Raw genomic sequence first — 12,253 nt, forward strand, 5'->3', positions numbered from 1 at the left:
CGGCCGAACTGGCCCTGCCGCTGCATCAACGACCTCATCCAACACTTGAACGGACGGCGCGCCTCAATCAGTCGGTCAGCATGGCGCCGACATCGGCTTCGGCGACGACCGTGCCGTTGACCTTGGCGTCACCGTGAAACCACCACATGGCCTTGCGGCGGCCGAGCGAGCGCATGTGATATTCGATGGTGTCGCCGGGCATCACGGGCTTGCGGAATTTGCACTTATCGATGGTGAGGAAATAGACCGCGCGTGGCTTCTCGGTGCCCTCGACCGACTTGATGCCGATCACACCCGCCGTCTGTGCCATCGCCTCGATCATCATCACGCCGGGATAGACCGGGCGATCCGGGAAATGGCCCTGAAACTGCGGCTCGTTGAAGGTGACGTTCTTGATGCCGATGCCGCTGTAATCGGCGCGGATGTTGATCACGCGATCGATCAGCAGCATCGGAAAGCGGTGCGGCAGCGTTTGCAGGATCATATTGATATCCACAAGCGCGAACTTGACCGGCGATTCCTCCGTCATTCCCGTCCCTCATCCTTCGGATCGGCCTTGCTGTCGCGCGCCAGGCGCTCCACCGCCAAAATCTCTTTGAACCACTGCCTGGTCGGCTTGGCAAAAAAGCCACCCCAGCGCCCGCCCGCCGGAATGTCGTCCTTGACGCCGCTCATGGCCGTCACCTGAGCCCCGTCGCCGATCTTGAGGTGGTTGTTGATGCCAACCTTCGCTCCCAGCGCTACGTTGTCGCCGATGGTCAGGCTGCCCGCGAGCCCGATCTGGGCCGCCAGCAGGCAGTGCCGGCCGATGGTCACATTGTGGCCGATCTGGACCTGATTGTCGATTTTGGTGCCCTCGCCGATCACGGTGTCGCGCAAGGACCCGCGGTCGATGGTGGTGCCGGCGCCGACCTCGACATCGTTCTGGATCAGCACCCGGCCGGTCTGCGGCACCTTCAGATGGCCCTCGGGGCCGAAGAAGATGAAGCCGTAGCCGTCCTGGCCGATCGAGCAGCCCGGATGGATCAGGACGTTGTTGCCGATCAGGGTGCACTGGATCGCGGTGCGGGCGCCGACATTGCAGTCCCGGCCGATCTTGACGCCCGGGCCGATGACCGCGCCGACGCCGACCACGGTGCCGCTGCCGATCTCGACATCCGGACCGATGACGGCCAGGGGATCGACGATGACGCCGTCCTCGAGCCGGGCCGAGGGATCGATGATGGCCGACGGCGCGATGCCGCCATTGCCGACCCAGGATTGCGGCCTGAGCGCATCGCCGTGCCATTCCCGCGCGATCCTGACGAAGGCACGGAACGGCTGCGCCACCCGCAGCACCGCCACATGCGCCGGCACCTGGGCCTCGAAGCGCGGGCTCACCAGGCAGGCGCCCGCTTTGGTAGCCTTAAGCTCGTCGGCGTATTTCAAATTGTCGAAGAACGCCAGATGCATCGGGCCGGCCTCGTCGAGCGAAGCGAGGCCCGTGATGACATGGCCGCCCCGCGAGGGGTCGACCAGTTGCGCCTTGGTCAGCTCGGCAATGTCGGCCAGCGCTGAGGCTGGCGGCTTTGTGAAGAAGGTCGGCTGCGCCATTCCACCCCGTCGCGGTCCGGCTTCGGCATGAAGCGGCCAGGCCGCATCATGCCTCATCTCATGGATTGAACACGATCTTTTTGGCGACCGGCCCCCAAGGGAAACCCAAGGGAAACTAAAAGGGGCCGGATCATGCCCTGCTGATCGAACTAGAACGTCGTGCCGCCGCCGAACCGGAATTCCTGCGTGCGGTCATTCTTGCCCTTGGTGAGCGGCACCGCGTAGTCGAAGCGCAGCGGTCCGAACGGCGAGGCCCAGATCAAGCCGACACCGACCGACGAGCGGATGACCTTGCTGTCGTCATAGACCAGGCCAGTACAGGTTCCCGGCGTGGCCGCCGGGGTGATGGTCGACGGAATACAGTTCGAGTTCTTCGGCGTGGTCATTTCGTTGGTCACCGACCACGTCGTCGGGCCCTGGTAGTCGTAGAGACCGCCGGCGTCGGCGTAGACCGCGCCCTTCAGGCCGACTTCCTTTGGCAGGAACCAGAACGGCATCTGCAATTCGAGCGAAGCGCCCCAGTACTTGGTGCCACCGAGCGCGTCCTGCGTGCCGAAGGGATTGAGGTCGCGCGGGCCGATGCCGTTCGGGGCAAAGCCGCGGACGAGGTTCGGCCCCATCTGGAAGTGATCGAGCATGCGCAGGTCGCTGCCCACCTTGGTCAGGATACCGCCCTGGAGGTGGATGAGGCCGACGAGGTCCGACACCAGCGACTGGTAGTACTTCGCATCGGCCACGGTCTTCAGGTAGGTGACGTCGCCGCCGACGCCGGCGAAGTCCTGCTTGAAGTCGACAATCAGGCCGTCAGTCGGGTTCTTGTTGTTGTCCAGCGTGTTGTAGGTCAGCGAATAGCCGAGCGCCGAGGTCAGCGTCTTGCCATTCGCAAGCTCCTTGCGCACCGGCAGGGAGGCTTCGCCGTCGCTGTAGCAGCCGAGGCCGCTGGTCGAGCTCAGGTCGATGCCATTGAGGTTGGCAAAGGCCGGGCTCGGATTGAACGCTGACGAACCCAGCACGTTGTTACAGTTCGCCAGGTAATACGGCAGCGTGATTTCCTGCTGGTAGACCGAGTAGCGCAGCTGGAGCGCCAGATCTTCACGCAAGGAGAAGCCGAGGCGCGGCGAGAAGCCCAGCGTCTTGGTGCCGTAGGAGATGTAGCTGTTGGAGAGCTGGGTGCGCTGATAGAAGTCGAGACCCAGCGCGACGCGGTAGTCGAGCAGATACGGCTCGACGAACGACAGCGAGTAGCCGCGCGCATACTGGCCGTAGGTCACCGACGCCTTGGCGAACAGGCCGCGGCCGAGCAAATTGCGCTCGGAGACCGACACTTCGGCCAGCGCACCGTCAGTCGTGGAGTAACCACCCGAGATCGAGAAGTCGCCGGTCGACTTCTCTTCGAGATCGACGATCAGCACCACGCGGTCGCTGGATGAGCCCGGCTCCGTCGTGATCTTCACGCTTTTGAAGTAGTCGAGGTTCTTCAGGCGGCGCTCGGCGCGGTCGACGAGTGCGCGGTTGTAGGCGTCGCCCTCGGAGAGGTCGAACTCGCGGCGGATCACGTAGTCGCGCGTACGGGTGTTACCGCGGATGTTGATGCGCTCGATATAGGTGCGCGGACCCTCGTCGATGTTGAACACGACCGACACGGTGTGCGCATCGAAATTGCGATCACCGCCCGGACGCACCACGGCGAAGGCAAAGCCGCGGCGCGAGGCCTCGATCTGCATGTCCTCGACCGACTTCTCGACCGATTCGACGTTGTAGAGCGAGCCGACATTGACGCGCGAAAAATTGCGCATCGAGGTCGGGTCGAAACTGGCGATACTGGTGCGGAAATCGACGCTGCCGACGCGATACTGCTGGCCTTCCTCGATCTTGAAGGTGACGAGGAAGCCCTTCTTGTCCGGATCGTACTCGGTGAGCGCGGCCACGACCTGGACGTCGGCAAAACCGTTCTTGAGATAGAAGCGGCGGATCAGGTCGCGGTCGGCTTCGACGCGATCCGGATCGTAGATGTCGTTGCTGGCGAGGAAGCTCAGCAGATTCGATTCGTGCGTCTTGATGATGTCGCGCAGGCGGTAGGACGAGAACGCATTGTTGCCGACGAACTCGATCGACTTGACGCCGGTCTTGGCGCCTTCCTCGACCGTGAAGACGAGGTCGACGCGGTTGTTCGGCTGCTCGATGACTTCCGGCGTGACCCGTACGTCATAGCGGCCGGAGCGGCGGTAGATTTCAGCGATTCGCAGCGTGTCCGACTGCACCATCGCGCGGGAGAATGTGCCGCGTGCCTTGGACTGGACTTCAGCGGTGAGCTGCTCGTCCTTGATCTTCTTGTTGCCCTCGAAGGCGATGCGACCGATCACCGGGTTTTCCACCACGGAGACGACGATCTGGCCACCCGCGCCGCGGTTGATCTTCACGTCCTGGAACAGGCCGGTCTCGATCAGGGCCTTGAGGCCGTCATCGATGGCGCCTTGATCAAGGCGGCCACCCGGGCCCGGCTTGAAATAGGAGCGGATCGTCTCCACCTCGACACGGCGATTTCCTTCGACGGAAATCGACTGGACGGTCTGAGCAAGCGCAGACGAAGACACAAAAATAGCCCCGACCGGGGCAACCACCGGCGCGCCGAACATGATCAGGGCGGCAAGCAATCCCCCCCGGAGTCGCAGTCCAAACTTCATGCGCAACGCGCCCTTATCATTCCGTACCAGACCCAACCCCAACGCCGGTCTGGAGATTCCCCAAGTTCAAGCCGCTTGTAGCCAATTTCGCCGACGCCGCAAACGGTTGAGCGCGCCGTAATTCCAATTCAGTCCAAGACGTTGCCCAAGAGCAACGTCACAAAAAAGCCCCGATCAAGATGCGGCCATCCGAAGGATGTCGTTGTAGGTCGCAAACACCATCAGCATCAGCACCAGACCGAGTCCGATTCGGAATCCCATCTCCTGCGTCCGCTCCGACAGCGGACGGCCGCGGAGCACCTCAGCCGTATAGAACAGAAGGTGGCCGCCATCGAGCAGCGGGATCGGGAACAGGTTCAGCAGGCCGATCGAGACCGACAGCACGGCGCACAAATTGATCACGAACTGGAACCCGGCGCTCGCCGCCTGCCCCGACATTTTCGCGATTCCGAGGACGCCGCTGACCTCGTTCGGATTGCCGTTTCCGACGAACAGCGAGCCAAGGAACTTGAACGTGCTGGTGATGATGAACCAGACCTGCTCGACACCGATCTTGAGCGCCTCGCCGACACCGACCGGCGCGGTCGAAGCTTCACCAGCCTGAGATTTGTGCTCGACGCCGAGCACGCCGAGACGATGGCTGTTGCCGAACGGATCCTTGCGCTCCAGCAGCGCCGGTGTCGCGGTCAGTGACACCACTGCACCGTCCCGCTTCACCTGGAAAGCAAGCGCCGAACCGGCGTTCATCGCAACGATTCGCTGCATGTCGGCAAAGCTCTCGATCGGCTTGCCGTCGATCTGCACGACGACGTCCCCAATCTTGAAGCCGGCCGAAGCCGCGGCGCCGTCGGCCACGACGCCGTCGACACGCGCGATCGTGCTCGGCTTGCCGTAGTACAGCGCCATGCCGGCGAAGATCAGCGCGCCGAGGATGAAATTGGCGATCGGTCCGGCCGCGACGATGGCCGCGCGCGGGCCGACTTTCTTGTGATGGAAGCTGCCGGCGCGCTCCTCAGCGGTCATGGCCGCGAGCGTCTCGGCTGACGGGGTCGAAGCCTCGCTCTCGTCACCGAAGAATTTGACGTAGCCGCCGAGCGGAATCGCCGAGATCTTCCAGCGGGTGCCATGGCGGTCGTTGAAACCAACCAGCTCAGGCCCGAAACCGAGTGAAAAGGTTAACACCCGAACACCCGCCCAGCGCGCGACCAGGAAATGGCCGAGCTCATGGAAGAACACGACGATCGTCAGGACGAACAGGAAGGGAACCGCGTAACCCAAGAGCCCATGGCTCAACGTATTGAAACTATGGACGAAAAAGTCGATCATCGAATTCCCTCATCCAGCGCCGCAAGGCCCTGGCCCCGAACTACCTAGGATGCCTTTAAGGCAATTTGAGGCAATAGGGCGGCGGCTCTATTTCGCGAAACATGGTCAACGGATATTGCATCATCGGCTGACGTCAGCGGGGCCTGGTTCCCGCCCCGGATCCAGTCCTCGAGCGTCGCCTCGACCAGCCGCGCGATGGCGCCGAACCTGATCTTACCGGCGATGAAGGCGGCGACCGCGACCTCGTTGGCAGCGTTGTAGACGGTGGTCGCCCCCTTCCCGGTCCGGAGCGAATCGTAGGCCAGGCGAAGCCCGGGGAACCGTTCGAAATCCGGCGCGTCGAAGGTCAACTGGCCGATCTTGGCCAGATCGAGCTTGGCCGCCGGGCCCTTGATCCGGTCGGGCCAGCCGAGGCAATGCGCAATCGGCGTCCGCATATCGGGCGAGCCGAGCTGGGCCACGACCGAGCGGTCGGAGAATTCGACCATGCCATGGATGATCGATTGCGGATGAACCAGGACGTCGATCTCGTCCGGCGTCAGCGCGAACAGATACGACGCCTCGATCACCTCAAGCCCCTTGTTCATCATCGAGGCGGAATCGATCGTAATCTTCTGGCCCATGCTCCAGTTCGGATGCTTCAGCGCCTGGGCGAGCGTGGCCTGCTCGATATCGGCGCTCTTCCAGGTCCGGAACGGCCCACCCGAGGCGGTGATGATGACGCGGACGAGTTCATCGCGATTGCCTGAACTGAGCGCCTGGAACAGCGCGTTGTGCTCTGAATCGGCCGGCAAAATGCAGGCGCCCGCTTTCGCCGCGCGCTGCATGAAGAAGTCGCCGGCACAGACGAGGCATTCCTTGTTGGCGAGCGCGACATGGGCGCCGCGATCAACCGCAGCCAAGGCCGGCTTCAGTCCGGCCGCCCCGCTCACCGCCGCCATCACCCAATCGGCCGGACGCGCGCCGGCCTCGATCACCGCGCTTTCGCCGGCGCCGCATTCCGTGCTGGTTCCGGCAAGCGCGGACTTGAGCTCGGCGAACTTGGAGGTGTCGGCGATCGCAACGAAGCGCGCGGAAAACTCCTTGGCGAGCTTCACCAGCGCTTCGACATTGCTGTTCGCCGTCAGCGCCTCGACGCGGTAGCGCTCGGGAGAGGCGCGCAGCAGATCCATCGTGCTGTCGCCGATCGAGCCGGTGGCGCCGAGGACTGTGACGCTGCGGACGCTCGACGCCGCAGCCTTGTTGTTACGCAATGGGACCGCGCTCATATCCTCACCAAACCATAAGACCGCTTCCGGCGCTATGCACACCATGGCGGAGAAAGCCGATAATCCATGCCACCAGGATGGCGGCGACAAAGCCGTCCAGACGGTCCAGAAGCCCGCCATGGCCGGGAATTAAGTGACTGGAATCCTTGACCCCGAAGCGCCGCTTCACGGCGGATTCAAAGAGATCCCCGAACTGCGAGACCACCGTCAGGACGGCGCTCACGAGCAGCAGTGGAACCGCCTTTCCAAGCCCGCAAGCGGCAAAGCCGGCCGCAACCCCGAGGCTTGCGGCAAAGCTGCCGAACGCGCCGGCCCAGGTCTTCTTGGGGCTGACCCGCGGCCATAGCTTCGGTCCGCCAATGCCGCGGCCGGCGAAATAGCCGCCGATATCGGTCGCCCACACCACGAGCAGCACGAACATCAGCGCGGCAAAGCCGTGCGCGGGATCCTGCCGCACCAGGATCGAGGCCAGCAGCGCTGCCGATGCGTAGGCGAAACCGGTGGCGGCCCAGACGAACTTGCCCCGCGCGAGCAGTGTCACGATCGCGCCGCCAATGAGGCCGGCGATGACAGCGGTCTTGAGTGCGCCGAAGGCAACGCAGAAGCCCATGATGGCGAGGACGATCGTCCCGGACGCCGTCAGAACGGCCGAGCCGGCGCCCACCACCATCAGCCATTCCGCGAACAGTCCGATCGACACCAGGGTGACGAGAAGCGCCCACAGCCAGCCGCCGGCATAAGCGAGCGCGATGGCGAGCGGCGCCAGCACGAGCGCTGCGAGGACTCGCATCACGAGATTGCTCGAGGCAGGCGCGGAGCCGGCCGGTGCGGCGTCGGGTTCGCTCACGAGGCGGTTTTCGCGACCAGGCCGCCGAAACGGCGCTCGCGCCTGGCGAATTCGGCGATCGCACCTTCGAGCGCCGCCTTGTCGAAGTCGGGCCAGTGGATCGGCACGAACACGAGCTCACTATAGGCGGCCTGCCACATCAGGAAATTGGACAGGCGCTGCTCGCCGCTGGTGCGGATGATGAGATCGGGATCGGGAATGTCGGGCGCATCGAGATGGGCGCCGAGTGTGTCGGCATCAATCGAAGCCGGATCACGCCTGCCTTCCGCAACTTCGCGCGCGAGCTGCTGCGCCGCCTTCGCGATCTCCTGCCGCGAGCCGTAATTGAAGGCGACGACCAGCGTCAGGCGCGTGTTGTCGCGCGTCAATTCCTCGGCCTCGTTCAGGAGTGCGCAGATGTCGCCCTCCAGCCCGTCCCGTTCGCCGATGATACGCACCTTGACGCCGTCGCGATGCAGGCTTGCAAGATCGTTGCGGATGAAGCGGCGGAGCAGGCCGAAGAGATCGCCGATCTCGCTCGCCGGACGCGACCAGTTCTCCGAGCTGAAGGAGAAGATGGTGAGATAGCGGATGCCGAGCTCGTGCGAGGCGCGGACCACGCGGCGCAGGGCTTCGACACCGCGGCGATGGCCCTCGGCCCGCGGCAAGCCGCGCGCGGCCGCCCAGCGTCCATTGCCATCCATGATGATGGCAACATGCGCGGGCGCCTCGGACCTGTCGGGTCCTTCCGTGACGGGCGCTGCGGCGTTGGACATGACGGCGGCCTTAAAGCATGATCCGGACCCAAAGGGCCGCGTTAGCGCAAAGTGCGAAGCGGTTATCCGAAAAGATCATGCGCGAACAATAACCTAAAGAGCGATGACAATTCATCGCGCTTTAGACGGTGAGGATTTCTTTTTCCTTGGCGGCCAGCAACTGGTCGATCTCGGTGATCGTGCTGTCGGTCGCCTTCTGCACGTCGCCGGCCAGACGCTCCTGGTCGTCCTCTGACATCTCGTGGTTCTTCTCGAGCTTCTTCAGAACATCGAGGCCGTCGCGGCGGACATGGCGCGTGGCGACCTTGGCGGCTTCCGCGTATTTGTGCGCGACCTTGACCAGTTCCTTGCGCCGCTCCTCGTTGAGCTCTGGAATGCGCAGCCGCAAGACCTGGCCTTCCGTCGCCGGCGACAGGCCGAGATTGGAATCGACGATCGCCTTCTCGACCGGCTTGACCATCGACTTGTCCCAGACCTGGACCGAGATCAGCCGCGGCTCGGGCACGCTGACGGTGGCGAGCTGGTTGAGGGGCATGTGGCTGCCGTAAGCCTCGACCTGGACCGGATCCAGCATCGATGCGGAGGCGCGGCCCGTGCGCAAGCCACCCAGCTCGTGCTTGAGAGACTGGATGGCGCCCTGCATGCGGCGCTTCACTTCGTTGATGTCGAAATTACCCGTAGCCATCTCGCTTCTCCTTCAAAAACCCGGCACGCCCCGCACCCCTTTCGGGCGCCGATGAGCTGTCAGCCGGCGACGATCGTCCCGTGGCCGGCGCCGCGCAGAATGGCGCCGATCGAACCGGGCTCCGCGATCGAAAATACGATGATAGGCAGCGACGTCTCGCGGGCAAGTGCGAAGGCAGTCGCATCCATCACCTTGTAGCCGCCCTCGATGGCCTGCGAATGCGTCAGCCGGTCGAATCGCGTGGCGGTCGGATCCTTTTTCGGGTCGGCGGAGTAGACGCCGTCGACATTGGTCGCCTTCAGCACGGCTTCGGCGCCGATCTCGGCGGCGCGCAGCACCGCGGTCGTATCGGTGGTGAAGAACGGATTGCCGGTTCCGCCGCCGAGCAGCACGATTCGGCCCTCGGCGAGGTATTTGTGCGCCGCGGTACGGGTGAACAGCTCGGAAATCTCGGGCATGACGAAGGCCGACAGCGTGCGCGCCGGCGTGCCTTTGCGCTCGATCGTGGCTTCGAGCGCGAGGCAGTTCATCATGGTCGCGAGCATGCCCATGGTGTCGCCGGTCGGGCGCGACACGCCACGGGAGGACACTTCGACGCCGCGAAAGATATTGCCGCCGCCGATCACGACGGCGACTTCGGTGCCGAGATGACGGGCGGCGATCAGATCGTCCGCAACCCGGTCGATGGTCGGCTGATCGATGCCAAAGCCCTGCTGTCCCGCGAGATATTCGCCGGACAGCTTGATCACGACGCGACGATAGACCGGATCAGTCATGAGCACTTTCCTCGTCCGGGCGCCGCTTCCGGCGGCACGCCGGAAGGAACGTTCCGGCGCTTACTTCTTGCCGCTGGCCGCCGCGACCTCGGCCGCGAAGTCCGATTCCTGCTTCTCGATTCCCTCACCGAGAGCATAGCGCACGAAGCCGGCGATCTTAATGGCGCCGCCGACCTTGCCCTCGGCCTCCTTCACCGCCTGCGCCACCGACTTGCCGGTGTCGTGGATGAAGGCCTGCTCGAGCAGGCAGACTTCCTTGTAATAGGTCTTCAGACCGGACTCGACGATCTTCTCGATCACGTTCTCAGGCTTGCCCTGCTGGCGATATTTGTCGGCGAGCACGTCCTTCTCTCGCTTCACAACCGCCGGATCGAGGCCGGACGGATCGAGTGCGAGCGGATTGGCAGCCGCGATATGCATCGCGATCTGGCGGCCGAGCGTCGCGAGCTCGTCAGCTTTGCCGGGCGATTCCAGCGCCACGATCACGCCCATCTTGCCGGCGCCGTCGATGACGGCACCGTGGACGTAGCTCGACACCACGCCCTGGCTCACTTCGAGCGAAGCAGCGCGGCGCAGCGACATGTTCTCGCCGATGGTCGCGATCGCATCATTGATCGCGGCTTCAATCGTGACGTCGCCGACCTTGGCGGCCTTGATCTTCTCGACATCGGCGCCGGCGTCGAAGGCGACCTGGGCGATCATCTTGACCAAGCCTTGGAACTGGCCGTTGCGTGCGACGAAGTCGGTCTCGGAGTTGACCTCGACCACGACGCCCTTGGTGCCCCTGGTGAGCGCGCCGATCAGGCCCTCGGCCGCGACGCGGCCCGACTTCTTGGCGGCCTTCGACAGGCCCTTCTTGCGCAGCCAGTCCTGCGCCGCTTCCAAATCGCCGTTGGTCTCGGTGAGCGCGGCCTTGCAGTCCATCATGCCCGCGCCGGTAGACTCGCGCAGCTCCTTGACCATCGCTGCTGTGATCGTTGCCATCGTTGAAAATCCTTTTGCCTGCCGGTTTGCCGCGGCGTGGCATCGAAGCGCCCCGCCGCGGTCCATTTCAGGAATTCGCGTCAACTGAAATGGTGGCCGGACCTTATCCGGCCAACCCATCGCTCTTTTTGACTATTCCGCTTCCGCGGTCAGCGCCTTGGCCTTGGCCACCCACGCGTCCGCGCGGCTGGGCAGACCGACTTCTTCGCCGATCTTGTGCGCGGTGTCGTGATCGAGCTCGGCGAGCTGCCAGAAGTGGAAGATGCCGAGGTCGTTGAACTTCTTCTCGATCGCGCCCGACACGCCCGGGAGCTTCTTGAGGTCGTCGGCGGTACCGCGCGGACCGGCAAGGCCCTGGAAGCCGCTGGTGGCCGCCGGAAGCTCTTCAGCGACGACCGGCCGGGCCGATGCACCGACGTCGATGCCGGAATCGCCCTGGGCGCGCGAGATACCATCGATCGCCGCACGTGCGATCAGATCGCAATAGAGCGCGATGGCGCGGCCGGCGTCGTCATTGCCCGGCACCACATAGGTGATGCCCTTCGGGTCGGAGTTGGTGTCGACGATCGCCGCGACCGGGATATTGAGCCGCTGGGCTTCCTGGATCGCGATGTCTTCCTTGTTGGTGTCGATCACGAAGATCATGTCGGGCAGGCCGCCCATGTCCTTGATGCCACCGAGCGAGCGATCGAGCTTGTCGCGCTCGCGCTGCAGCGTCAGACGCTCCTTCTTGGTGTAGGAGCTGGCATCGCCGCCAGCCAGCACGTCGTCGAGGTGGCGCAGGCGCTTGATCGAGCCGGAGATCGTCTTCCAGTTGGTCAGCGTACCGCCGAGCCAGCGCGAATTGACGAAATACTGCGCGCAGCGCTTGGCCGCGTCGGCAACGCCATCCTGCGCTTGGCGCTTGGTGCCGACGAACAGGATGCGGCCGCCCTTGGCGACGGTGTCACTGACCGCCTGCAACGCGGTATGCAGCAACGGCACGGTCTGGGCGAGATCGACGATGTGGATGTTGTTGCGGGCGCCGAAAATGAACGGCGCCATTTTCGGATTCCAGCGGTGGGACTGGTGACCAAAGTGCACGCCAGCTTCGAGCAGCTGACGCATAGTGAAATCGGGTAGTGCCATCGTTCTAATTCTCCGGTTGGTTCCTCCGGAAGCGTGTGAGCAAAACGGAGCGTTGTCGCCCCGGCTGCCACCGGACGGCCTTGTGAGCCATGCTTCCGTGTGAGATGGCGCGGTGTATAGCGCGATTTCGGCCAGAAGCAAGGAAATAAGGGCCTTTCGAGGGCGTTTATGGCCCCCGAAAGGTCTATCCCGGGCGTTCCGCCCTGC

At 64.0% G+C, this 12,253-nt stretch carries 11 protein-coding genes; all 11 read right to left on the reverse strand.

Features of this window, described 5'->3' with window-relative positions:
- Positions 1-67 precede the first annotated feature (67 nt).
- The 11 genes from fabZ to UP06_RS31750 all read right to left on the reverse strand — a co-directional run bounded on the left by fabZ (position 68) and on the right by UP06_RS31750 (position 12,046).
- Entirely contained in the window at positions 68-529 is a 462-nt protein-coding gene (fabZ, locus tag UP06_RS31700) for a 3-hydroxyacyl-ACP dehydratase FabZ (RefSeq protein ID WP_045007595.1), read from the reverse strand.
- Positions 526-1,593: a UDP-3-O-(3-hydroxymyristoyl)glucosamine N-acyltransferase gene (gene lpxD / locus UP06_RS31705; protein ID WP_045007655.1), complete on the reverse strand. Its 1,068-nt coding sequence runs from the start codon at positions 1,591-1,593 to the stop codon at positions 526-528. Before lpxD ends, fabZ begins: the two co-directional genes overlap by 4 nt.
- A 149-nt stretch (positions 1,594-1,742) precedes the next feature.
- Positions 1,743-4,277 (reverse strand): outer membrane protein assembly factor BamA, encoded by a 2,535-nt coding sequence (bamA, locus tag UP06_RS31710; protein ID WP_045007596.1) that lies wholly within the window; start codon positions 4,275-4,277, stop codon positions 1,743-1,745.
- A gap of 174 nt (positions 4,278-4,451) precedes the next feature.
- On the reverse strand, positions 4,452-5,603 hold the full coding sequence (rseP, locus tag UP06_RS31715) for an RIP metalloprotease RseP (RefSeq protein WP_045007597.1): 1,152 nt from the start codon (positions 5,601-5,603) through the stop codon (positions 4,452-4,454).
- A gap of 44 nt (positions 5,604-5,647) precedes the next feature.
- On the reverse strand, positions 5,648-6,871 hold the full coding sequence (gene dxr / locus UP06_RS31720) for a 1-deoxy-D-xylulose-5-phosphate reductoisomerase (RefSeq protein ID WP_045007598.1): 1,224 nt from the start codon (positions 6,869-6,871) through the stop codon (positions 5,648-5,650).
- Positions 6,872-6,875: 4 nt separating this feature from the next.
- Positions 6,876-7,718 (reverse strand): phosphatidate cytidylyltransferase, encoded by an 843-nt coding sequence (locus tag UP06_RS31725; RefSeq protein WP_156163354.1) that lies wholly within the window; start codon positions 7,716-7,718, stop codon positions 6,876-6,878.
- Positions 7,715-8,473: an isoprenyl transferase gene (locus UP06_RS31730; RefSeq protein WP_045007599.1), complete on the reverse strand. Its 759-nt coding sequence runs from the start codon at positions 8,471-8,473 to the stop codon at positions 7,715-7,717. The genes UP06_RS31725 and UP06_RS31730 overlap by 4 nt, the downstream gene beginning before the upstream one ends.
- 121 nt (positions 8,474-8,594) lie before the next feature.
- The gene (gene frr / locus UP06_RS31735) at positions 8,595-9,158 is read right to left on the reverse strand and encodes a ribosome recycling factor (RefSeq protein ID WP_045007600.1); all 564 of its coding nucleotides are present in this window, start codon (positions 9,156-9,158) and stop codon (positions 8,595-8,597) included.
- Between the two features lie 59 nt (positions 9,159-9,217).
- Positions 9,218-9,934, reverse strand: coding sequence for a UMP kinase (pyrH, locus tag UP06_RS31740; protein WP_045007601.1), 717 nt, complete (start codon positions 9,932-9,934; stop codon positions 9,218-9,220).
- Positions 9,935-9,994: 60 nt separating this feature from the next.
- Positions 9,995-10,918, reverse strand: a complete 924-nt coding sequence (tsf, locus tag UP06_RS31745; protein WP_045007602.1) for a translation elongation factor Ts — start codon at positions 10,916-10,918, stop codon at positions 9,995-9,997.
- Between the two features lie 132 nt (positions 10,919-11,050).
- Positions 11,051-12,046 carry a 30S ribosomal protein S2 gene (locus UP06_RS31750; protein WP_045007603.1) on the reverse strand — a complete coding sequence of 332 codons (996 nt, stop codon included), beginning with the start codon at positions 12,044-12,046 and terminating at the stop codon, positions 11,051-11,053.
- Positions 12,047-12,253 lie beyond the last annotated feature (207 nt).

Origin of the sequence: Bradyrhizobium sp. LTSP857 (genome assembly GCF_000938285.1) — a bacterium.
In the GTDB taxonomy this organism is placed as follows: Bacteria; Pseudomonadota; Alphaproteobacteria; order Rhizobiales; family Xanthobacteraceae; genus Bradyrhizobium.